The sequence below is a fragment of the Streptomyces sp. NPDC004561 genome (genome assembly GCF_053602155.1).
On sequence record NZ_JBSGDB010000030.1, the window covers coordinates 1 to 21,831 of the forward strand.

At 74.2% G+C, this 21,831-nt stretch carries 18 protein-coding genes and 3 pseudogenes; 12 read left to right on the forward strand and 9 right to left on the reverse strand.

The window, feature by feature from the left end; genetic code table 11:
• Both scy and mce read right to left on the reverse strand, forming a co-directional pair.
• Positions 1 to 1,698 (reverse strand): annotated as a pseudogene (scy, locus tag ACWEN3_RS06580) (polarized growth protein Scy); the annotation flags it as partial.
• 207 nt (positions 1,699 to 1,905) lie between these two features.
• A complete protein-coding gene (gene mce / locus ACWEN3_RS06585; protein ID WP_452966485.1) occupies positions 1,906 to 2,346 on the reverse strand; it encodes a methylmalonyl-CoA epimerase in 441 nt (146 codons plus the stop codon).
• Between the two features lie 148 nt (positions 2,347 to 2,494).
• Between mce and ACWEN3_RS06590 the strand changes: the two genes are divergently transcribed.
• The 12 genes and pseudogenes from ACWEN3_RS06590 to ACWEN3_RS06645 all read left to right on the forward strand — a co-directional run bounded on the left by ACWEN3_RS06590 (position 2,495) and on the right by ACWEN3_RS06645 (position 14,641).
• Entirely contained in the window at positions 2,495 to 3,694 is a 1,200-nt protein-coding gene (locus ACWEN3_RS06590; protein WP_452966486.1) for an acetyl-CoA C-acetyltransferase, read from the forward strand.
• A 32-nt stretch (positions 3,695 to 3,726) separates the two neighbouring features.
• Positions 3,727 to 4,683, forward strand: a complete 957-nt coding sequence (gene meaB / locus ACWEN3_RS06595; protein ID WP_452966488.1) for a methylmalonyl Co-A mutase-associated GTPase MeaB — start codon at positions 3,727 to 3,729, stop codon at positions 4,681 to 4,683.
• A gap of 145 nt (positions 4,684 to 4,828) precedes the next feature.
• Positions 4,829 to 5,986 (forward strand): annotated as a pseudogene (locus tag ACWEN3_RS06600) (MFS transporter); the annotation flags it as partial.
• A 53-nt stretch (positions 5,987 to 6,039) separates the two neighbouring features.
• A pseudogene (locus tag ACWEN3_RS06605) lies at positions 6,040 to 6,147 on the forward strand (hypothetical protein); the annotation flags it as partial.
• 123 nt (positions 6,148 to 6,270) lie between these two features.
• The gene (locus ACWEN3_RS06610; RefSeq protein ID WP_452966544.1) at positions 6,271 to 7,356 is read left to right on the forward strand and encodes a HAMP domain-containing protein; all 1,086 of its coding nucleotides are present in this window, start codon (positions 6,271 to 6,273) and stop codon (positions 7,354 to 7,356) included.
• 15 nt (positions 7,357 to 7,371) lie between these two features.
• Positions 7,372 to 8,832, forward strand: coding sequence for a poly-gamma-glutamate synthase PgsB (pgsB, locus tag ACWEN3_RS06615; protein WP_452966490.1), 1,461 nt, complete (start codon positions 7,372 to 7,374; stop codon positions 8,830 to 8,832).
• Positions 8,833 to 9,315: a poly-gamma-glutamate biosynthesis protein PgsC/CapC gene (locus ACWEN3_RS06620; RefSeq protein ID WP_452966492.1), complete on the forward strand. Its 483-nt coding sequence runs from the start codon at positions 8,833 to 8,835 to the stop codon at positions 9,313 to 9,315.
• A 45-nt stretch (positions 9,316 to 9,360) separates the two neighbouring features.
• Positions 9,361 to 10,449, forward strand: a complete 1,089-nt coding sequence (locus ACWEN3_RS06625) for an NlpC/P60 family protein (RefSeq protein ID WP_452966493.1) — start codon at positions 9,361 to 9,363, stop codon at positions 10,447 to 10,449.
• A 42-nt stretch (positions 10,450 to 10,491) separates the two neighbouring features.
• On the forward strand, positions 10,492 to 12,393 hold the full coding sequence (locus ACWEN3_RS06630) for an ArnT family glycosyltransferase (protein WP_452966495.1): 1,902 nt from the start codon (positions 10,492 to 10,494) through the stop codon (positions 12,391 to 12,393).
• Between the two features lie 27 nt (positions 12,394 to 12,420).
• Positions 12,421 to 13,149: a hypothetical protein gene (locus ACWEN3_RS06635; protein WP_452966498.1), complete on the forward strand. Its 729-nt coding sequence runs from the start codon at positions 12,421 to 12,423 to the stop codon at positions 13,147 to 13,149.
• Between the two features lie 158 nt (positions 13,150 to 13,307).
• Positions 13,308 to 13,892, forward strand: coding sequence for a sigma-70 family RNA polymerase sigma factor (locus tag ACWEN3_RS06640; RefSeq protein ID WP_452966500.1), 585 nt, complete (start codon positions 13,308 to 13,310; stop codon positions 13,890 to 13,892).
• Positions 13,889 to 14,641: an anti-sigma factor gene (locus ACWEN3_RS06645; RefSeq protein ID WP_452966502.1), complete on the forward strand. Its 753-nt coding sequence runs from the start codon at positions 13,889 to 13,891 to the stop codon at positions 14,639 to 14,641. The genes ACWEN3_RS06640 and ACWEN3_RS06645 overlap by 4 nt, the downstream gene beginning before the upstream one ends.
• Before the next feature lie 4 nt (positions 14,642 to 14,645).
• Here ACWEN3_RS06645 and ACWEN3_RS06650 read toward each other — a convergent pair whose 3' ends face one another.
• The 7 genes from ACWEN3_RS06650 to ACWEN3_RS06680 form a co-directional block, all read right to left on the reverse strand.
• Positions 14,646 to 15,356, reverse strand: coding sequence for an alpha/beta fold hydrolase (locus ACWEN3_RS06650; protein WP_452966504.1), 711 nt, complete (start codon positions 15,354 to 15,356; stop codon positions 14,646 to 14,648).
• 95 nt (positions 15,357 to 15,451) lie between these two features.
• A complete protein-coding gene (locus tag ACWEN3_RS06655; RefSeq protein ID WP_452966507.1) occupies positions 15,452 to 16,255 on the reverse strand; it encodes a DUF1295 domain-containing protein in 804 nt (267 codons plus the stop codon).
• Positions 16,252 to 17,565, reverse strand: coding sequence for a class I SAM-dependent methyltransferase (locus tag ACWEN3_RS06660; protein WP_452966510.1), 1,314 nt, complete (start codon positions 17,563 to 17,565; stop codon positions 16,252 to 16,254). The genes ACWEN3_RS06655 and ACWEN3_RS06660 overlap by 4 nt, the downstream gene beginning before the upstream one ends.
• Positions 17,562 to 18,833 carry a class I SAM-dependent methyltransferase gene (locus ACWEN3_RS06665; RefSeq protein ID WP_452966512.1) on the reverse strand — a complete coding sequence of 424 codons (1,272 nt, stop codon included), beginning with the start codon at positions 18,831 to 18,833 and terminating at the stop codon, positions 17,562 to 17,564. Before ACWEN3_RS06665 ends, ACWEN3_RS06660 begins: the two co-directional genes overlap by 4 nt.
• Entirely contained in the window at positions 18,830 to 19,564 is a 735-nt protein-coding gene (locus tag ACWEN3_RS06670; protein ID WP_452966515.1) for a DUF1365 domain-containing protein, read from the reverse strand. Before ACWEN3_RS06670 ends, ACWEN3_RS06665 begins: the two co-directional genes overlap by 4 nt.
• Positions 19,561 to 20,874, reverse strand: a complete 1,314-nt coding sequence (locus tag ACWEN3_RS06675; protein ID WP_452966517.1) for an NAD(P)/FAD-dependent oxidoreductase — start codon at positions 20,872 to 20,874, stop codon at positions 19,561 to 19,563. Before ACWEN3_RS06675 ends, ACWEN3_RS06670 begins: the two co-directional genes overlap by 4 nt.
• Before the next feature lie 329 nt (positions 20,875 to 21,203).
• On the reverse strand, positions 21,204 to 21,644 hold the full coding sequence (locus ACWEN3_RS06680; protein ID WP_452966519.1) for a lamin tail domain-containing protein: 441 nt from the start codon (positions 21,642 to 21,644) through the stop codon (positions 21,204 to 21,206).
• Between the last annotated feature and the right edge of the window lie 187 nt (positions 21,645 to 21,831).

The window sequence follows — 21,831 nt, forward strand, 5'->3', positions numbered from 1 at the left end:
GGCGCGCTCGGTCTCCTCGCGCAGGTCGCGCGCGGCCTTCTCGGCGTACGTCCGGACCGCCTCGGCCCGCTCGTCGGCCTCGGCGCGCAGCCGCTCGCCCTCCTTGCGGGTGCGCTCCAGGGTCTCCTCGGCCTGCCGGCGCAACGACGTGGCGCGCTCGATGGCCTCGGTGCGGACCTTCTCGCTGTCGGTGGTCGCCTTCTGCCGCAGCTCGTCGGCGTCCGCCTTGGCCTTGGCCAGCAGCTCCTCGGCGGACTTGGCCGCCTCCTCGATCTGCGCCACCGCCTCGCGGCGGGCCTCGGCACGGATCGACTCGCCCTCGGCGACCGCGTCGGCGCGCAGCTGCTCGGCGTCGCCGCGCAGCCGGCGGGCCTCCTCCTGCAGCTCGACCGTCTTGGCGCGGTACTCCTTGGTGTCGTCCTTCGCCGCGCCCTTGAGCTGCGTGGCGATGTCGTGCGCCTCGGCGCGCAGCCGGTCCGCCTCGGCCTCGGCCTCGGTGCGGATCCGCTCGGCCTCCTCGGCGGCGGCCCTCGTGGTCCTCTGGGCGTCCTCGGACGCCTTGTTGAGGACGTCCTCGGCGGTCCTGGCCGCCTTGGACAGCTGGCTGGCCGTCTCCTCGGCGGTGAGCGAGCGGGCCTGCTCGCCGGCCTCGGCGAGGACCTTCTCGGCCTCGGCCCGCGCGTCGGCGACCAGCTGCTCGGCCTCGGCCCGGGTGTTCTCGGCCTCCTTGGTGGCCTCTTCGACCAGCCGGGCGACCTGCTCCTTGGCGGTCCGCGTCCGCGTCTCGTTGGCGGCCTCGGCGCTGGAGAGGGCCTTGGCGGCGGCCTCCTTGGCCTCCGTGAGCAGCTTCTCGGCCTCGGTCTGCGCCTTGCGCAGCGCCTCCTCGGCCTGCGCCATGCGCTCCTCGGCGGCCCGGCTCAGCTCGGTGGACTGCCGGCGGGCGGAGTCCGACTCGGTGACCGTGGCCGTGCGCAGCTGCTCGGCGTGGTCGGTGGCCTCCTGCGCCTGGGTGGAGGCGGCGTTCAGCAGCCGCTCGGCGTCCGTGCGGGCGCGGCGCAGGATCTGCTCGGCCTCCGCGCGGGCGGCCTCGGCGTCGCTCTGCAGCCGCTCCCGGGCCTCGCGGGTCACCCGCTCGGCCTCCGCGCGGGCGGCGGCCATCGCCTGGTCGGCCTCCCTGCGGGACTCGTCGAGGAGCCGGCGGGCCTGCTGCTCGGACCGGGCGCGCAGCTGCTCCGCCCACGCCACGTTCTCGTTGACGTGCGACTCGACGGTGGTCCTGCGCTCGGCCAGCTCCTGGTCGAGCTGCTGGCGCCGGGTCACCGCCTCCTGGTGCAGCTCCGCCTGGAGCCGCGCGGCCTGCTCGGCGTGCTCCTGGAGGATGCGCTGGGTCTGTGCCCGGACCTGGCTCAGCTCACGCTCGGCGTCCTGGCGCAGCTGCTCGGCCTGCATCTGCGCGTTACGGAGCAACTGCTCGGCCTGATAGCCGATGTCGCCGCCGTCGTAGGCGGGCCGGGTCATGAGGGTGCGGCGCGCCTCGTGCAGCTTGGCGCGCAGCACCTCGACCTGGTAGCCGAGGTCCTCGGCGTGCTGGATCGCCTTCTCCCGCTCGGTCCTCAGCCGTTTCATCTCGGCCTCGAACCGAGAGAGGTGGTCGACGTCAGCCGCCGGCTCTCGCTCCTGGCTCTCGTAGCCCCGCACTGCGCGGTCCCATCCGTCCCCTGGTCAGCTTCTCCAACGAGTCCCGTCCATCCGCCGAACGGGGCCCCCGGGGAATGGTGTCAGATCAACGGCATAGCACGGGCTGCTGCCCCGACGCTCGTCCCCCGAAACCCGGACCCCGGCATGCGGCCGCCCCGGTGTTCGGGGACGACCGCCCCCAACCCTACCGGCCCTTATGTACGGGGGTCAGTGCTCGGGCGACTCAACCGGGGCCGAAGTGACCAGTTCTGTGAGGACACCGTGGCAATCCTTGGGGTGCAGGAAGGTGATCCGCGACCCCATGGAACCGCGCCGTGGCTCGTCGTACAGAACGCGTACGCCCTTCCCGCGGATCTCCTCGGAGTCGGTGTCCACATCCGCCGTACCGAAAGCGATGTGGTGGACGCCCTCGCCGTTCTTCGCGAGCCACTTGCCGACCGCGGAGTCCTCGCGGGTCGGTTCCAGCAGCTGGAGGTAGGAGGCGCCGCCGTCCGACGTCTCGTTGATCTTGAGCATGGCCTCGCGCACGCCCTGTTCCTCGTTGACCTCGGTGTGGAACACCTCGAAGCCGTACGTGGCCCGGTAGAACTCGACGGTCGCGTCGAGGTCGTGGCAGGCGATCCCGATGTGGTCGATTCGCGTCAGCATGGAATCAGTGCAGCGCGCATGCGGTGGTTACGCAACGTGCGCGCGATCACACCGACGGGCCGATGACGGCACGGAGTGCCATCAGTACATTCGAAGTAAACCCTCGTTCACTCCTCGGCTGTGCAGGCCGGTAAGGGGATCGCAGCTCATGTCTTCAGGAACGACCAGCTCTGTGATCGTCGCGGGCGCCCGTACGCCCATGGGACGGCTGCTGGGCTCCCTCAAGTCCTTCTCCGGAGCCGATCTGGGCGGCTTCGCGATCAAGGCCGCCCTCGACCGCGCGGGCATCGGCGGCGACCAGGTGCAGTACGTGATCATGGGCCAGGTGCTCCAGGCGGGCGCGGGCCAGATCCCGGCGCGCCAGGCCGCGGTCAAGGCCGGCATCCCGATGAGCGTCCCGGCGCTCACGATCAACAAGGTCTGCCTCTCCGGCCTCGACGCGATCGCGCTGGCCGACCAGCTGATCCGCGCCGGCGAGTTCGACATCGTCGTCGCGGGCGGCCAGGAGTCCATGACCAACGCCCCCCACCTGCTGCCGAAGTCCCGCGAGGGCTTCAAGTACGGCGCGGTGGAGATGCTCGACGCCATGGCCCACGACGGCCTGACCGACTCCTTCGAGGGCATCGCCATGGGCGAGTCCACGGAGAAGCACAACACCCGCCTCGGCATCCAGCGCCCCGAGCAGGACGAGATCGCCGCCCTGTCCCACCAGCGGGCCGCCGCCGCGCAGAAGAACGGCCTGTTCGAGGCCGAGATCACCCCCGTGGAGATCCCGCAGCGCAAGGGCGACCCGGTCCTGTTCAGCAAGGACGAGGGCATCCGCGGCGACACCACCGCCGAGTCCCTCGGCAAGCTGCGCCCGGCCTTCTCCAAGGACGGCACGATCACCGCCGGCTCCGCCTCGCAGATCTCCGACGGCGCCGCGGCCGTGGTCGTGATGAGCAAGGCCAAGGCCGAGGAGCTGGGCCTGGAGTGGCTCGCCGAGATCGGCGCGCACGGCAACGTGGCCGGCCCGGACAACTCCCTGCAGTCCCAGCCGTCCAACGCCATCCTGCACGCCCTGAAGAAGGACGGCCTGGAGGTCTCCGACCTGGACCTCATCGAGATCAACGAGGCCTTCGCCGCGGTCGCCGTGCAGTCAATGAAGGACCTCGGCGTGTCCACGGAAAAGGTGAACGTCAACGGCGGCGCCATCGCGCTGGGTCACCCGATCGGCATGTCCGGCGCCCGGCTCGTGCTCCACTTGGCGCTGGAGCTCAAGCGGCGCGGCGGCGGCACCGGTGCGGCCGCGCTGTGCGGCGGCGGCGGCCAGGGCGACGCCCTGATCGTGCGGGTACCGAAGGCCTGAGCAGTAGTTTCTTGCGAGCGAACGGAGCTGTGATGCAGGACGTCTCCTCTCTGGTGGCCCAGGCCAGGGAAGGCCGGCCGCGGGCCGTGGCCCGGCTGATCTCCCTCGTGGAGGGGGCGTCCCCGCAGCTCAGGGAGGTCATGGCGGCCCTGGCCCCGCTGACCGGCAACGCCTACGTGGTCGGCCTCACCGGCTCACCCGGCGTCGGCAAGTCGACCTCCACCTCCGCCCTGGTGACGGCGTACCGCAAGCAGGGCAGGCGGGTCGGCGTCCTGGCCGTCGACCCCTCCTCGCCGTTCTCCGGCGGCGCCCTGCTGGGTGACCGGGTGCGCATGTCGGAGCACGCCTCCGACCCCGGTGTCTACATCCGCTCGATGGCGACCCGGGGCCACCTGGGCGGCCTCGCGTGGTCCGCGCCCCAGGCGATCCGCGTCCTGGACGCCGCGGGCTGCGACGTGATCCTCGTCGAGACGGTCGGCGTGGGCCAGTCGGAGGTGGAGATCGCCTCCCAGGCCGACACCTCCGTCGTCCTCCTGGCGCCCGGCATGGGCGACGGCATCCAGGCGGCGAAGGCGGGCATCCTGGAGATCGGCGACGTCTACGTCGTCAACAAGGCGGACCGGGACGGCGCCGACGCCACGGCCCGCGAGCTGAACCACATGCTGGGCCTGGGGGAGTCCTGCGGCCCCGGCGACTGGCGCCCACCGATCGTGAAGACGGTCGCGGCCCGCGCCCAGGGCGTCGACGAGGTGGTCGAGGCGCTGGAGAAGCACCGCGCCTGGATGGAGGAGCGCGGTGTCCTCGCCGAGCGCCGGCTGGCCCGCGCGGCCCGCGAGGTGGAGACCATCGCGGTCACCGCGCTGCGCGAACGCATCGGCGACCTGCACGGGGACCGCCGCCTCAGCGCGCTCGCCGAGCGCATCGTCACCGGCGAGCTGGACCCGTACCGGGCGGCGGACGAACTGGTGGCGGGCCTGACCGAGGGCTGACCCCTGGCCGGCTCCCGGCCCTGTTGGTACGTTGATCCACATGTTCCTCCCCCTGGCGTAGAGCGCGCACCGGACCGCGAGGCCGCCGACCGGCCCTCGCGTCCCTCGGTGTCCCCTCTTCCGCCTCCCGCAGAGGAACTCCAGCGTGTCCACGCACCCTTCGCGGCCCTCGTACGCCGCCGTCCTGCGCGTCCCGCACGCGCGCCGCACCTTCGCCGCGGCCCTGATCGCGCGCCTGTCCTACGGCACGGTCTCCCTGGCCGTCCTGCTGTCCGTCACCCGCGCCACCGGGTCCTACGCCGTCTCCGGTGCCGTGATGTCCCTGTTCGGCGCCATGACGGTGTTCCTGATGCCGTTGCGGGCCTCGCTGATCGACCGGTACGGCCCGCGCCGGGCCCTGCCGGCCATGGCGGCGCTGTACGGCGCCCTGCTGTGCGCCCTGGCGGCCCTCACCTGGCGTCCCGGGGCGCTCTCGGCGGCCGTCGCCGGGGCCGCCGCCCTCGCCGGGGCCTGTGCGCCGCCGCTGGGCCCCACCATGCGCGCCCTGTGGGCCGAACTCGTTCCCGACCGGGCGCTGTTGCAGCGCGCCTACAGCCTGGACGGAGTCGCCGAGGAACTGCTGTACGTCTCCGGCCCGGTCCTGGTCGGCGCGCTGATCGGGTTCGCGCCGCCGGCCTCCGGGATCCTGCTGAGCGCGCTGCTGATCGTGGGCGGCACCTGTGTCTTCGTCACGTCCCCGGCGCTGCCCGGACCGCGTCCCGCGGCCCCCACGGGGCGGCGCGGCGGGGCCCACGGACTGCTGGCGCCGGTCGCGGTGGCCCTCGGTGTCGGACTGGCCCTCAGCGGGGTGGACCTCCTGGCGACGGCCTTCGTCGCCGAGCGTTCGCACGGCACCGCCCTGGTGCCCTGGGTGCTGGGCGCGCTCTCCGTCGGCAGCGCGGTGGGCGGGCTCGTCAACGGGGCGGTGGCGTGGCGGGCGCCGGCCCGCACCCGGCTGTGCTGGTTCGCGGTGGGCCTGGGCGCGGTGGTCGCGGCGGCGGGCCTGGCACCAGGCCTGTGGACGCTCACCGGGGCCATGGCGCTCGCGGGAGCGTTCATCGCCCCGGCACTGACCACGGCGTACCTCCTGGCCGACGAGAGCGCGGCCGAGGGGGCCCGCACCCGGGCCGGGGCCTGGGTGAACACGGCGGTCAACGCCGGAGGTTCCGGGGGAGCGCTGGCGACGGGGCTGCTGATCGGCCGGTTCCCGCTGGCGGTGTGCTTCGCGATGGCCGGCGCCACCGCCCTGTCGGCCGCCCTGGCCGCCGCGGCCTGGCCGCCCTCGCGCTGCTGCTCGGACTGGCGCTGCACTTCGCCGTGCAGCAGCCGCTGCTGCGGCTGTACCTGTCCGCCGGCCGCCTGGCCCGGGGCGCCACCGAGGGCGGGCCGCTCGCGTTCGAGGAGCTGTCCCGGCCGGTACCGGTGCACGGCTTCGGCGAACTGGCCCGGATCGGGCGGGCGCTGGAGTCACTGCGTCGGCAACTGCTCGGCGAGAGCGGCCCGGAGGAGTTCCCGGCCCCGCGCGGACCGGGCTACCGGGCACTGGCCGTGGTCGGCGCGGTGCTGGTGGCCTGCTGGGGCATGCCGATGGTCTTCATGCTGAACCGGGCGGACAGCACGACCGCGGTGCCGGCTCCGGTCCTCGCCACCCAGCAGGTGCGCACCGAGATCGCCACGAACCGGATCCGGCAGTCGCTCGACCAGTCGTACACGGACCTGAGCGACGTGGCCGGAAGCCTGCCGGGCCGGACCCGGGCCGCGCAGAACCAGGTTCTGCAGCGCACGCTCCACGACCACAAGCAGTACCGCTCGCTGTATCTCCTCGACCGCTCCGGCGACGTCACGCTGCGGGTGGGCGGCTCGCCGCTGCGCACCCTCGTCCACGTGCCCAGCGGCGGCGGGATCACCACCGTCAACACCTCGGGCCGGATCCCGGCGATCGCCGCCTACGCCCAGGTGCGGGCCGCCAAGGGCAAGTCCCCGGCGGCCGGGGTGGTGCTCTTCGGCGAGATCGACGTCAACACGCTCAACTCCAACCTGGCCCGGCCGAACCTGGGCAGTGTCTGGGTGACGGACGACAACTACAAGGTGCTGGCGTCGAGCGTGGGCTACCGCGCCTTCCAGGCGCTGCCCGACTCCGGCCTGACCCGTCTCGCCCGCGCCGGCAAGGGCGCCCCGGGCACCGCGGGCACCGCGACCTCGGCGGTGCTCTCCTCGTCCTCCGGCCCGTCGGTCGACGCCGCCGCGCCGCTGGCGCAGACCGGCCCGACCGCCCGCCTCGGCTGGCACGTGGTGACCGCTGAACCCGCGGCGGCGCTCCAGCTCCCCGCGGTCCAGGCCGAGCAGCGCACCATGCTCGCCGGCATCCTGGGCCTCACGCTGGGCACGGCCTGCCTGGGCTGGCTGCACGTCGTGGTGATCCGGCCGCTGCGCTCGGTCGCCGTGCTCATCGAGCGGCTCGCCGCCGGGGACCGCCGTACCGTGCTGCACCCCGTCAACCACGACGAGGTCGGCTCGGTCACCCGCAGCCTGGAGCTGATCCGCCAGTCCCTGGCGGAACGCGGCCGGGCGGCCAGATCCGGCTCGGCCGCCGGCCATGCCTCGTACCGGCACGACAACTCACTCCAGCGGTAGAAGGACGGAATCGGCGTGCTCTTCCTCTATGTCGTACTCCTGATGTGCTGCGCCGGGCTGTGGATCGCCGGAATCCTGGAGCAGAAGCGGCACTTCGACTCGCTGGAGCAGATACCGGCGCGGGTGCTGGTCAACGGCATCCGCGGCAAGAGTTCGATCACCCGGCTGTGCGCGGGCGCGCTGCGCGGCGGCGGCCTGGTCACGGTGGCCAAGACCACCGGCACGGCGGCCCGGTTCATCCACCCGGACGCCACCGAGGAGCCGGTGTACCGCAAGTTCGGGCTGTCCAACATCGTGGAGCAGATCGGCATCGTGCGCCGGGCCGCGACCTACCGGCCGGACGCGCTGGTGATCGAGTGCATGGCGGTGATGCCCGCCCTGCAGGAGATCAACCAGGAGAAGCTGATCCGCTCCACCATCGGCGTGCTGTGCAACGTCCGCGAGGACCATCTGGAGGAGATGGGCCCGACGCTGGACGACGTCGCCCGCTCCCTCTCCCGCTCGATGCCGGTGGGCGGGATCTGTGTGACGGCGGAGAAGGACCGGCTGCACATCCTCCAGGAGGAGGCCGACAGGCGGAACTGCCGTCTGATCGCGGTCGATCCGGAGACGGTGACCGACGCCGAACTGCGTGGCTTCAGCTGGTTCACCTTCAAGGAGAACGTGGCGATCGCGCTCGCCGTCGCCGAACTGCTCGGCGTGGAACGGCAGACCGCGCTGCAGGGCATGTGGGACGCGCCGCCGGACCCGGGCGTGCTGTCGGTGGAGCGCTACATCACCCCGGAGGGCAAGCGGCTGCGGTTCGCCAACGTCTTCGCGGCCAACGACCCCGAGTCGACACTGATGAACGTCCAGCAGCTGGAGGACCTGGGCGCGATCAGGCGGCCGCTCAACGTGGTCATCAACTGCCGCCCGGACCGGGTGGAGCGCAACGGGCAGATGGGCGCGATCGTGCCCGCCCTGCGCGCCGAGGTGGTCTTCCTGATCGGCCACCCGACCAAGAGCGCCCGCGACGCCATCCCGGCCGACTTCGCCGGACGGGTGGTGGACCTCGGCGGCGACCGCCGGGACCCCGAGGAGCTGACCGCGGCGCTCCTCGCGGAACTCGCCCCGACCTCCTCGCTGGTGGCGATCGGCAACATCCACGGCCAGGGCGAGCTGTTCCTGGAGTGCCTCGCCGAACTGCCGCTGGACGACTCCGAGGACGAGCCCGCCGCCGTTCCCCAGGGCGACGGCCTGGACCAGGAGACCATGCAGATCGCGGTGCCCCGGCACATGGCGGTGGCCCGCCCGCCCGAGCCGGAGCCGTTCAGCTGGGTGGCGCCGCTGGAGACACCGGCGTACGGCGTGCACATCCCGGCGCAGCGCGAACTGGCCCGCCGGTTCGCCGCCCGCCACGGCCGGCCCGAGGACGAAAGGGCCGAGGACGGCCGGCACCACTCCTACGATCCGTACCAGTCCACGAGGAACCCGTAAGTGATCCCCGCCAACCTCACCGCACAGACCGCCGCGCTCGGGATCGCCCTCGGGCTGGTCTTCTCGCTGGTCTGCTACCTGACCACCAACCTCTCGCCCGGGGGCATGATCACACCCGGCTGGATCGCCCTCACGCTCATCACCGACGTGCAGATGGCCGCGCTGATGGTCGGTGTCGCCGCGCTCTCGTTCTTCATGACGAAGCTGCTGCAGCGCACCGTGATCCTCTACGGCAAACGGCTGTTCGCCGCCGTGGTGCTGAGCGCGGTGCTGATGCAGACCACCGTGATGCTCGCCCTCAACCACGAGTTTCCGCTGCTGTACACGTCACAGACGCTTGGCTTCATCGTCCCCGGCCTGGTCTCCTACCAGATGGTCCGCCAGCCCCTGGCGCCCACCCTCATCTCGACCACGGCGGTGACGCTGGCCACGTACGTGGTGCTGGTCGCCGGTCTGCTGCTCGGCGCCCTGCCCACCGGCTGACCCGGCCACCGTCCCTTCATCCCGCACCTCCAGGAGGATCGGCCCATGCACTCTGAACCCGGCGGCAGGCGCAGCCGCCCGACCCGCCGCGCCGTGCTCGGGACGATCGCGGGCGTGGCGGCTGCCGGGGTGGCCGGCGGGTTCGCCTGGGAGAACCTCGGGCACGGCAGCGGCGGCGGCAGCGACGCCGGCGGGAGCGCCGGCGGCACGGGCGACGGGCAGAGCGTCCGGCACTCCGGGCCGCACACCTTCGAGCGGCTGTCCGCCCCCAGCCGCACGGTGGTCCGCAACTCCGACGGCGACACGATCGCCACCTTCACCGACGGAGCCCGTACCGCCGTGCTCACCGGGCCCGACCGCAGCTTCAGCGAGCCGCGGACCACCGACGCCACGCTGACCACCAACGCCTGGGTGCGGGTGCTGCCCCACGAGTGGCAGCAGGGCATGGAGAAGTCCGCCTGGTTCAGGCGCTGGTTCCCCAAGACGCTCGACGACACCAGCCCGGACGTCTTCGCGGTGGCGTTCCAGTACAGCAGCGCCGGAGCGCCCGAGAGGCACAACGGCTCCGGCGTGCGCTACGCGGGCACCGCGCACTTCGGCCCGCGCAACCAGGACGTCAGCAACCCGCTGGACTTCGCCTACCACGACGAGCAGTCCGACTTCTACGACTACCTGGGCGTGCCCTGGACCTTCCCGGACGGCACGCGCGTGCAGCCGCAGAAGGCCCGTTACGGCGACGTCGACTGCTCCGGCTTCCAGCGTCTGGTGTGGGGCTACCGCATGGGCGTGCCCCTGCACAACACCAACGCCGCGGGCGCCGGACTGCCGCGCCGCGCCTTCGCCATCGCCGCCCACGGCCCCGGCCGCCTGGTGATCCCCGACACCGGCGGGCAGCCCACCGACCTCGGCGCCCTGCAACCCGGCGACCTGGTCTTCTTCGCCATCATCAAGGACCGGCCGGACCTGATCGACCACTGCGGCATGTACATGGGCCTCGACGACGAGGGCCGGCACCGCTTCTACTCCAGCCGCTCCGCCGCCAACGGCCCCACCATGGGCGACCTGTCGGGCCGTTCGCTGCTGGACGGCACCGACTTCTACGCCCGCGGCTTCCGGGCCGCCCGCCGCCTGTGAACCCACCGCTCCACCCGACCCGCTGATCCGAGGACCACTGTCATGGCCACCATCCCCGCCGCCCAGTCCGCCGGCGCGCACCGGCGCAACCGGGCGGACCGTCGCTCCGGCCTGCCGGAAGCCGTTCCGCGCTGGGAGCGCCCGGCGCTCGCCGCGGTGCTGGTCGTCGCCGTGGTGCTGTACTCCTGGGGTATCGGGACCGCCGCGATCCACCCCTTCTACGGCGCGGCGATACGGTCGATGGCCGCCGGCTGGCGCGCCTTCGTCTTCGGCGGGCTCGACGCCGCCGGTTCGATCACCATCGACAAGCTCCCCGGCGCCTTCTGGCCCGAGGCCGCCTCGGTCTGGCTGTTCGGCCCGCACAGCTGGGCGGCCGCGCTGCCGCAGGTCGTCGAGGGCGTGCTCACCGTATGGCTGCTGCACCGGATCGTACGGGCCTGGGCCGGGCCGCTCGCGGCGCTGATCGCCGCGCTGGCGCTCACCCTCACCCCGGTCACCGTGGTCCTCAACCGGGCCACCATCCCGGACACCGCGCTCACCCTGCTGCTCGTGGCGGCGGCGGGAGCGCTGCAGAAGGCGGTGCGGACCGGGCGGCTGCTGCCGCTGATCACCTGCGGGGTGTGGGTCGGGCTCGCCTTCCAGGCGAAGATGCTCCAGGCGTGGCTGGTGCTGCCGGTCTTCGCCGTGGTCTACCAACTCGTCGCGCCCGGCACCCGGTTGCACCGGGCGCTGCGTGTCCTGCTGGCCGGTGCGGTCGCCCTGGTGGTCTCCTGCTCCTGGGTGCTGCTCGCCTGGGTGACGCCGGCCGCCGACCGCCCGTACCTCGACGGAACGTCCAACAACGATCCGTTCACCCTGGTCTTCGGTTACAACGGCCTGAGCCGCTTCGGCAGCGACTCCACCGCGTTCGGCGCCGTCGCGGGCACCGCCGCCAGCCGCACCACCGGCAACACCGGCTGGGGGATGCTGGTCAACCACACGGTCGGCCCGCAGATCGCCTGGCTCCTGCCGCTCGCGGTGCTCGCCGCGGTCCTGGGCATCGTCTGGCGCGCCGGGCAGCCGCGAACCGACCTGCGGCGCGCGGGATTCGTGCTCTGGGGCGGCTGGCTGGCCGTGCACGCCATGGTGTTCAGCTCCTCCAACGGCAACCACGCCTACTACACCGCCGTCATCGCCCCGGCGCTCGCCGCGCTGACCGGCGGCGGGTTCGCGCTCTTCTGGGAGGAGTACGAGGCGGGCGGGCAACGGCGTGCGGTGCTGCCGTCGGCGATCGTGCTGACGGCGGTGTGGGCGCTGGTGCTCGACTGGCCGAGCCGGTTCGTCTCCTGGCTGCTGCCGGTCGCCCTGATGCTCGCGGGTTGCGGCGCGCTGGGCCTGTGGAGCCGCGGGCCGCGCACCTCCGCGCGGATGGTCCACAGCGCCCTCGCCGCCGGCATCGCGGCCACCCTGGTCCTCCCGGCCGGCTGGGCCTTCTCCTGCCTCGACCCGAGCTACGCGGGCGCCTCCACCTCGCCGATGGCCGGCCCGGTCGGCCTCCGGTACAACGACGCCACCCACCACCGCCGCTCGCCCACCAGGGTCGGGCTCGGCCGGCCCAGCTCCCGCGACACGGCGCTGCTGAGCTACCTCACCTCGCACCGGCACGGCGAGAAGTACCTGCTCGCCACCCAGGCCGCCTACACCGCCGAGCCGCTGCTGCGCGCCGAGTCCGAACCCATGCTCGTCATGGGCGGCTTCACCGGCAACACGCCCTTCCCCACCGCCCAGCAGGTCGGCACGCTCGTCTCCGGCCACCAGCTGCGCTACGCGCTGCTCACCACCCAGCGCCCCACCACCCCGGCCACCACCTGGATCAAGTCCCACTGCACGCGCATCCGCCCCAGCGCCTACGGCCGCAGGTTCGACGGCAGCTTCTCCCTCTGGGACTGCAGGCCGCAGGGCTGAGCCGGCGGGGACGAGTACGCTCCGCGCATGGCCGAGGACGTGTGCATACCGGAGTACTTCGAGGACTGCGAGCTGACGGCGGGCGAGGGGCTCGCGGGGGAGGCCGCGTTCTGGCTGGCGCATCTGCTGCTGACCGTCGGTGACCTGGCCGCGGATCCGGAGCGGTACGGGGTGGACGCGGCGGCGTACGAGCACATGGTGGAGCGCCTCGGCGACGCCGGGGAGCCCTGGCCCGTGCTGCGCGCCCCCCTCGCCGGCGGGCACACGGCCTACGTCGTGTACGCCACCTTCGAGGACACGAACGACGTCGACTTCTTCGTCCGGCACCCGGACTGGGGACGGCTCGGTTTCCTCGGGCAGTGCGGCGCCGAGGGCGCGGGTCCGGGGCTGTCCTGGGCGGAGCTCACCGCTGTCGCGGCGGCGCCCGCGCCGGCCCACGGTGCCGGCCTCACCGATGCGTCCCAGCGCCTGCTGCTGTTCCTCCCGATGCTCGGGGACGCGGAGACACCCGACGAGGCCCGCGGCACGGTGGCGCAGGCGCTGGTCCACTGCGGCATACCGTCCGGCGCGGCGGGCGAGCTGGCGGCGAGCCTGCTGGAGCCGGCGCCGGGCGGGGACCCGCGCTGGACCGTGGCCGCCGGCAACCCGGTCGCCGTCTGCTCCTCGCCGTACAGCCCCCGCCGGATCCCGCTCGCCCTCGGCATCACGCCGGACCAGGCCCAGGCCCTCGCCGAGGCCCTCGCCGGGCGAGGGTGACGGCGGGACCACGACCGCTGGGCGTGCCGGTACGGTGCTGCTCCCGCGCCGCCGCCCACCTCGGCGGCGGCCCGTTTTCCCGTCCGCACCCGGACCAATCCGCGGTCCCGTCGGGACCGGATTACGCCCGGAGATGTACCGACCGCGGAGGCCCCCCTGTGAAAGAAGCCGTGCACATCGGCAGAAACCCCTCGTCGGAACCGGACCTGCAGGAGCTCGTGAGCCGCGTGGCGCTGGGCGACGAGGAGGCGTTCGCCTCCGTCTACGACGTCGTGGTGAGCCCCGTCCTGGGCGTCGTGCGTGCCGTCCTGCGCGATCAGGCGCAGTCGGAGGAGGTCGCCCAGGAGGTCCTGGTGGAGGTGTGGCGGACCGCTCCCCGGTACCGCCCGGACCGGGGGACGGCCATCAACTGGATCCTCACGCTGGCGCACCGCCGTGCGGTGGACCGGGTGCGCTCGGTGGAGGCCGCGGTGGTCCGGGACCACAAGGCCGCGCTGCTGGCGCGGACGCCCGAGTTCGACGAGGTGACCGAGCAGGTCGAGGCCCGGCTGGAGCGGGAGCAGGTGCGGCGCTGTCTGCGGACGCTGACCGAGATCCAGCGCCAGGCCGTCACGCTCGCCTACTACCGCGGGCTGACCTACCGCCAGGTGGCGGAGGCGCTGACGCTTCCGCTGGGCACCGTCAAGACCCGGCTGCGGGACGGACTCATCCGACTGCGCGACTGCCTGGGGGTGACCGCGTGACGACCGCCGATCTGCACCGGATGACGGGCGCCTACGCCCTGCACGCCCTGCCCGACGAGGAACGGGCCGTGTTCGAACGGCATCTCGCGGCCTGCGAGCCGTGCGCCGAGGAGACCGCCGAGCTGTCCGCCACCGCCGCCCGGCTGGGCCTCGCCGTCTCCGTCACGCCTCCGGCGGCCATGCGCGAGCGGGTGCTGCACCGGATCACCGCCGTCCGGCAGCAGTCACCGGGCGCCCTGGCGGCCGTCCGCCCGGGCCGGACCGGTCCGCGGGGCCGCCCGGTGCACCGGTGGGCGCTGGCCGCCTGTCTCGCGGCGGCCGCCGCGCTCGGCGGGACCACGCTGTGGCAGCACCAGAGGGCCGAGGACGCCCTGCGCCAGGCGCACCGGGCGCAGCAGGGCACGGAGGGGATCGCCGCGGTGCTGGCCGCGCCGGACGCCAGGACGCGGGCCGCCGCGCTGGGCGGCGGCGCCACCGGCACGATCGTGGTCTCCCGGAGCGAGGACAAGGCCGTGTTCGTCGTCTCCGGGATGGCGCGTCCGCCCGGCGGGAAGGTCTACCAGCTGTGGTTCGACGACGCCGGCACCATGCGGTCGGCCGGACTCATGGACCCCGGCCGCACCGACCAGGCCGTGCTGCTGCGCGGTGCCGTGGGCGGGGCCTCGGGCATGGGGGTCACCGTCGAGCCGGCCGGCGGCTCCGAGCGGCCCACCTCCGCACCGCTCGCCCTCCTTGGCTTCCCCGCCTGACCGGTCAGAGCACCGGGAAGTCGGCCGCGGTGCGGCACTCCGGCGGGAGGGGGTCGGGGCAGGTGTCGGGGGCGAGGAGGTGGGCGACCACGGCGGCGGTGGTGCGGTGCCAGAAGCGGTGGCGCCGGATCATCGCGTGGTCGCCGTCGCGGACGACGGCCATCGCCGCCCGCGCCGCCGTGCCGCGCGCCCGGCGCACGTAGTCGGCCGAGTCGGCGGGCGAGGTGACCTGGTCCCGTTCGCCGTGCAGAACGACGATGTGCCGGCCCGTCATCTGCGCCACCGGCTCGCCCGGCGGCCACCAGGGCGCCAGGGCGAGCACGGCGCGCACCTGCGGGTGCCCGGCGGCGTGCAGCGCGGCCCTGCCCCCCATGGAGTGGCCGACGAGCACGGTGGGCACGGGGCCGGACAGTTCGGCGAGCCGGCCCAGCGCCTCGAGGGTGTCCGGCACGGGGTCGGCGCGGGTGCCGTTCCAGCCGCGCAGGCGGTAGCGCACCTGGGCGAGCAGGATGTCGTCGTACGGCAGCCCGGCCGAGATCGCCCGGTGGAAGGGGCGCATGCGCAGCGGCGCGGGGTGCCAGGGACGGGAGGTCCGATCGCTGGTCTCGCTCCCGCCGTGCAGCAGCAGCACGGCGGCCCGGGGGCGGGCCGGCAGCAGCCGCGGCACGAGGGCCGCCCCGGGCGGCCGGAGGAGGCCGGTCTCGTCCTGACGCACGCTGGGCACTCCTTCTCGGTCTGCCGGCACCGGCGGAAGCGGGCCGTGGCCCCGATTCTCGCGCGCGGCCGCCGGACGGTCACCTGGCCGGTCCGTCACCGCCGCCTCGGCGGCCGCGGGAGGAAGCCACTGGTGCGGGCGGCGTACTCGGCGTAGCCCGGCCGGCCGGCCATGTGCCGTTCCAGCAGCCGCTTGCCGCTGCCCCGTACCAGCAGCAGGCTCATCACCACCGGGGACACCACGGACACGGCCGCCGCTGCCGGGGCGTCGCAGGCCAGGAGGAACAGACCCCACCAGACGCAGAAGTCCCCGAAGTAGTTGGGGTGCCGGGTCCAGGCCCACAGGCCGCGGTCCATGATCCGGCCCCGGTTGGCCGGATCGGCCCGGAAGCGGGCGAGCTGGGCGTCGCCGACTGCCTCGAAGGCGAGTCCGGCCGCCCACAGCGCGGTACCGGCCCAGGTGAGGAGCGACGGCCGGCCGGGAACGTACTGCGCCGCCTGGACGGGCAGGGACACCAGCCACACCAGGGCGCCCTGCAGCAGGTAGACCATCCGCAGGGCGTACGCGTTCCGGTTGCCGGGGGCCCTGGCCAGCATCGCCTCGTAGCGCGGGTCCTCGCCGTGGCCCCGGCCGCGGCGGGCGATGTGCGCGGCGAGCCGGAGCCCCCACAGCGCGGTCAGGGCGGTGACGAGGGCCCGCCGCACGCCGTCTCCGTGCCCCGCGGAGACCGCGAACGTCACCGCGGCGACGGCGGTGAAGCCGATCCCCCAGGCGACGTCCACGATCCGGTGCACGCCCGCGCGCACGGCGAGGGCGAAGGTGACGAGCATGACGGCGAGCGCCGCTGCGGCCGCCCAGCCGAGGTTGACGGCGAACGCCCCCCAGGGAAACCCGTTCACGGCGTCTCCAGCCCCGCGTACCACCGCCGGCAGGTCGCCGGCATCCCGCTGTCGCCGCCGGGGGCGGGCCGCACGCCCAGGATCTGGTCGACGCCCATGCGCCCCTCCTCGAACGACAGCGCCCCGCCGGCCAGGTACAGCCGCCACACCCGCGCGGTCTCCTCCCCCACCAGCCGGACGAACGCCTCCCAGCGCTCCTCCAGGGTGCGGTGCCAGGCGGCGATCGTCCGGACGTAGTGCTCGCGCAGCGACTCGACGTGCCGGACCTCCAGACCGGCCGCCGCCAGCAGTCCCGTCGTCTCGCCGAGCGGCCGCATGTGCATGTCGGGGGCGATGTACGCCTCGATGAAGGGCCCGCCGCCGGGGGCGTTCCGGCCCCGCGACATCTGCTGCACCAGCACCCGCCCCCGCGGCCGCACCAGCCGGTGCAGGGCGGCGGCGAACGCCGGGTACCCGGCGTCGCCGACGTGCTCGCCCATCTCGATCGCGGCGACGGCGTCGAAGGCGCCGTCGGCGATGTCCCGGTAGTCCTGGCACACCACCTCCACCCGGTTGCCGAGGCCCCGCTCGCGCACCCGTTCGCGCACGTACGCCGCCTGCTCCCGGGCCAGCGTCACGGCGGTGACCAGGGCCCCGTGCCGTTCGGCCGCGTGCAGGGTGAGCGATCCCCAGCCGCAGCCGATGTCCAGCAGCCGGGCCCCGGGCCCGAGTTCGAGCTTGCGGCAGACCAGCTCCAGCTTGGCCCGCTGGGCGTCGGCGGGCGTGAAGGCGGGGTCCTCGCCCGCCCAGTAGCCGCACGAGTAGGCCATGGTGTCGTCGAGGAGAAGGCCGTAGAAGTCGTTGGACAGGTCGTAGTGGTGGCTGACGGCGTCCCGGTCGCGGGCCCGGCTGTGCAGTCCGCCGCGCAGCCGGGCCTGCGAGGCGGGGGCGGGCGGCGGGGCGCCCACGACGCCGAGCCGCACGGCCGTGGCGAGGGCGCGGGCCCGGTCGGCGGAGGTGAGCCGGGGCGGGTGCGGTCCGCGTTCGCGCGCCGCGGCCCACACCGCCCTCAGCGCCTGGCCGAGGTCGCCCTCGACGTCGAGTTCGCCGGTGACGTACGCCTGCGCCAGGCCCAGTTCGCCGGGCTGCCACAGCAGCCTGCGCAGGGCGCGCCGGGAGCGCAGGACGACCACGGGCGCGTCCGCCGGACCGGTCTCGCTGCCGTCCCACGCGCGCAGCCGCAGGGGCAGGGGTCCGCCGAGCACGTCCCCGGCGAGGGCGGCGAGGCGGTGGGCGGCACCGGGGCGGGCGGCGGACTGGAGTCCGGTCATCGGGCGGGGTCCTCCTTCGTGAGCAGGAACTGCTGGACGTCGAGGTAGCCGGAGCGGAAGCCGGCCTCGGAGTAGGCGAGGTAGAAGGTCCACATACGGCGGAAGGTCTCGTCGAAGCCGAGCGCCTCGACCTCCTCGGCGCGGGCCGTGAACCGCTCCCGCCACAGGCGCAGCGTCTCGGCGTAGTGGGCGCCGAAGGCGTCGCGGCGGGCGACGGTCAGCCGGGTGTGCTCGCGCACGCTCTCCTCGACGGCCCGCACGGACGGGATCAGACCGCCGGGAAAGACGTACTTGTGGATCCAGGTGAAGCTGCCGCGGGTGGCGAGCAGTCTGTCGTGCGGCATGGTGATGGCCTGGAGCGCCACCCGGCCGCCGGGCGCCAGCCGCTCGTCCAGGGTGCGGAAGTACACCGGCCAGAACTCCGCGCCGACCGCCTCGATCATCTCCACGCTGACGACGGCGTCGTACTCGCCGCGGGCCTCGCGGTAGTCGCACAGCTCGATCGAGACCCGGTCGTCGTGGCCCGCCGCGCGCACGCGTTCCCGCGCCAGCGCCCGCTGTTCCCGGGAGAGGGTCAGGGAGGTGATCCGGGCACCGCGCGCGGCGGCCCGCAGGGCCAGTTCGCCCCAGCCGGTGCCGATCTCCAGCAGCCGGGTGCCCTCGCCCACGCCGGCCAGGTCGAGCAGCCGGTCGATCTTGCGGTGCTGGGCCGCCGCGAGCAGGTCCCGGCTCGCGGGGAAGCCCCGGAAGAGCGCGGCGGAGTAGCTGAGGGTGTCGTCGAGGAAGAGGGCGAACAGGTCGTTGGACAGGTCGTAGTGGCGGCTGATGTTGGCGCGGGAGCCGTCGGGGGTGTTGCGCTCGCCGTGCGGCTGCCGCGGCGCCCACAGGCGGCGCAGCCCCCGCAGCGGGGCCGGGACCAGGTCGGCGGCGTGCGCGGCGAGCACGGTGAGGGCGGCGACCAGGTCGGGGGCGTCCCATTCGCCGGCCATGTAGGACTCGCCGAAGCCGACCAGGCCGTCGGTGCCCACGCGCGCGTGGAAGCTGTGCGGGTCGCGCACCTCCAGCAGGGGGCCGCCGAGGCCCACGGTGTCCGCGCCGGCGAACCGGGCCCGCAGCGGCAGGGCGCGCAGGGCGTGCCGTACGACGGCCCCGGTCGCGGCCGTGCGGAGCCGGGACGCCCGGGGTACGGCGGCGACGCCGGGCCGGCGGGCGGGATCGGGGGCGCCGGTGTGCCCGTTCGGAGCGGTGCGGGGCTCTGCTGTCCTCATGTCGCGTTCTCCGGGGTGCGGTGGTCGTCGGGGCGGGGCCGGACGGGCAGCCCGCGCAGGTAGAGGCGTATGCCGTGGGCCCGGATGGCGGCCGACACGGCGAGGGTGGACCAGGGGTGGCGCAGCGCGAGGCGCAGCAGGGCCGCCGTGCTCGCCGGACGGCGGGTGCCGCGGACCGTCGCGGTCAGGGCCCGGCCGCCCTCGCGGTCCAGGTGCACGGTCAGGTCGAGCCGCTGCCCGGGCGCCGGCAGCCGCATGCGGTAGTGGCCGTCGACCGGGAAGAACGGCGACACGTAGAACTCCTTGGCGGTGCGCGCGTTCTGGGCCGCGTCCGGGCGCAGCAGATAGGAGTGCCGGCCGCCGTAGGTGTTGTGCACCTCGGCGACCACGCAGCGCAGCTCGCCGCCGGGGCCGTGGCACCAGTACAGGGTGAGGGGGTTGAAGACGTGTCCGAGCACGCGGGCGTGGGCGAGCATCAGCACGCGTCCGCCGTCCAGGCTCATCCCGTGCGCCGCGAGGAAGGCGTCGAGGCCGGCCCGGACCGTGGGCTGTTCGCCGGTGAAGTGGTCGCGGGGGTCGAACCGGGCCAGCGGCCGCAGGAGGCGCGGGAGCCGGGGCGGTCGGTCGGGGTCGACGAGCCACAGGTACGTGCGGTGCCGCAGGGCGTAGCGCCGGGGCGCGGTGCGCACATGCGTGATCGCGCAGGAGTACAGGGCGGGTACGGCGCTCACCACGGCCCTCCGAGCGCGGCGGCGGCCTCGGCGCCGGAGCGGCAGCCGTCCTCGTGGAACCCCCAGCCGTGGTACGCGCCCGCGAACGCGCAGACGGGGCTGTTCAGCCCGGGCAGGAGCCGCTGGGCCGCCACCGATTCCGGGGTGTGGACGGGATGCTCGTAGACCATGCGGGCCAGTACGCGGGCGGGTGCGACCCGGTCCTCGCCGCCCAGGGTGACCACGAACGTCTCGGTGGCGTCCAGGCGTTGCAGCCGGTTCATGTCGTAGCTGACCCGCACCAGGTCGGCGCCCGCCGCGCAGGACGGCATGAGGTAGTTCCAGGAGGCCCGGGCGCCGCGGGCCCGCGGCAGCAGCCCGGTGTCGGTGTGCAGCAGCGTGGGGTTGCGGGAGTATCGGAAGGCGCCGAGCACCACCCGTTCCCGCTCCCCGGCGTCGGCCAGCAGCCGCAGGGCCTGGTCCGGGTGGACCGCGATCACCACGGAGTCGTACGACTCGGTCGTGCCGTCCCCGGCGGTGACGTCGGCCCCGTCGGCGTGGCGCCGTACGGCCCGGACGGGGGTGGCGGTACGGATCTCGGGGATGTGCTTGGCGAGCCGGTCGACGTACTCGCGGGAGCCGCCGCGCACCGTGCGCCACAACGGTGAGCCGCCGACCGCGAGCATCCCGTGGTGCTCCAGGAACCGGAACAGGTGGGCGGCCGGGAAGCGTTGGGCGGTGCGGGCGTCGCAGGACCACACGGCCGACACCAGCGGTGTCGTGAAGTGGGCGCGGAAGTAGGCGGAGAAGCCCTCCCGGTCGAGGAACTCCCCGAGTGTGAGGGTGGCTTCGGCGTCGTCGGCCAGGAGGCGCCGGGCCGCGCGGTGGAAGCGGGGCACCTCCGCCAGCAGCCGCAGGTAGGGGCCGCGCAGGAGGTTGCGGGGCTGGGCGAACAGGCCGGCCGGGCCGCGGGCGCCGGCGTACTCCAGCCCGCAGCCCTCGCAGCGCACCGACATGCTCATCTCGGACTCCCGTGTGGCGACGCCGAGTTCGTCGAACAGCCGCAGCAGGTTCGGGTACGTGCGGCGGTTGTGCACGATGAACCCGGAGTCGACGCGGTGCACCCGTGCGTCGTACGGCGATGTCAGCTCGTGGGTGTGCGCGTGCCCGCCGAGCCGGTCGTCGGCCTCGTAGAGGGTCACGTGCCGGGTGCGGGCCAGGATGTAGGCGGCGGTCAGGCCCGCCACCCCGGCTCCCAGCACGGCCGTTCGCCGCCCGTGCCCCCGCTCCGGTCCCGGTCCCCGCGACGCCTCCGTGGACGTCTGTGTCATCGCCTCTCCTTCGCCGGCCGTGATCAGGGCTGTCCCCCGTAATCCGGAACCGGTCGGGCGGCGGATTGGCGGCGCCGGGGATCACTTGGGCGCGGACGGCGGGCGCGGGGCGGGAGGCGAAGGGGGCGAAGGCGAAAGGGGTCGATGACGGCGAAGGCCCACGGCGTCCGAACCGGTCGGAGCCGTGGGCCTGTTCAGTCCCGCCTGCCCGGCCGGGTGGCCGGCCGGCGGACCGGTGCCGCGGGGCGAAGGCGTCGGGGTGGCGGGGCACTCGCCCGAGAGAGCGCCGTGCCACCCGTCAGGCGCCGTGGCCGCCGGGGACGAGCCGGTCAGCGGTGGCGGCGGCCCCAGGAGGCGTCGTCTACGAAGCGGCCGTCGTCGTTGCGCAGGGTCGCCGTGTCGTTGTAGTCCCACACGGAGTGGCGGCGGTCCTGGAACAGGTCGGTGCGGGTGTCGTAGCCGAAGCCGGTGTGGACGCGGACGGTCGACCGGCCGAAGAGGCGGTAGTGGTGGAAGGTGTAGGTGTGGCCGTCCCGGTCGGACAGGGTCCAGCCGTCGAGGTTGACGGTGCGGCGCGAGCTGTTGGTGATGTCCACCCACTCCCTGACCAGGGCGCGGTTGGAGTGTTCGTCGCGCTCGGAGGAGGCCCGCACGCCGCTGATGTAGACGTTGTCGTGGTGCCCCCAGTGGTGCGACGGGTGGTCGGCGGCCGCGGCCGGCAGCGCGACGGCACCCACGGCGGCGGCCGCCACGGCGGCAACGGCGGTCATGCGACGCACAGAAGCGGAAACGGTCACGAGGATCCCCCTACAGAGGTCCGGAGCACCCCGCGTGGCGCCGCGATCGTCACAACGTCGCAGGCCGGCGGTGGTGCGTGGTGCGGTTGGCGGCCGGCTGGCCGCGCACTCACACTCTGCAACCCGGGCGCCCGGTATGTGGGAGAGATGTGCCTGGCAT

Bases quoted from the DNA above. Each gene is read 5' to 3' on its own strand.
- mce (WP_452966485.1), bottom strand. From the start codon at position 2,346: ATGCTGACGCGAATCGACCACATCGGGATCGCCTGCCACGACCTCGAC.
- ACWEN3_RS06625 (WP_452966493.1), top strand. From the start codon at position 9,361: ATGCACTCTGAACCCGGCGGCAGGCGCAGCCGCCCGACCCGCCGCGCC.
- ACWEN3_RS06590 (WP_452966486.1), top strand. From the start codon at position 2,495: ATGTCTTCAGGAACGACCAGCTCTGTGATCGTCGCGGGCGCCCGTACG.
- ACWEN3_RS06665 (WP_452966512.1), bottom strand. From the start codon at position 18,833: ATGAGGACAGCAGAGCCCCGCACCGCTCCGAACGGGCACACCGGCGCC.
- meaB (WP_452966488.1), top strand. From the start codon at position 3,727: ATGCAGGACGTCTCCTCTCTGGTGGCCCAGGCCAGGGAAGGCCGGCCG.
- ACWEN3_RS06680 (WP_452966519.1), bottom strand. From the start codon at position 21,644: ATGACCGCCGTTGCCGCCGTGGCGGCCGCCGCCGTGGGTGCCGTCGCG.
- ACWEN3_RS06635 (WP_452966498.1), top strand. From the start codon at position 12,421: ATGGCCGAGGACGTGTGCATACCGGAGTACTTCGAGGACTGCGAGCTG.
- ACWEN3_RS06675 (WP_452966517.1), bottom strand. From the start codon at position 20,874: ATGACACAGACGTCCACGGAGGCGTCGCGGGGACCGGGACCGGAGCGG.
- ACWEN3_RS06630 (WP_452966495.1), top strand. From the start codon at position 10,492: ATGGCCACCATCCCCGCCGCCCAGTCCGCCGGCGCGCACCGGCGCAAC.
- ACWEN3_RS06660 (WP_452966510.1), bottom strand. From the start codon at position 17,565: ATGACCGGACTCCAGTCCGCCGCCCGCCCCGGTGCCGCCCACCGCCTC.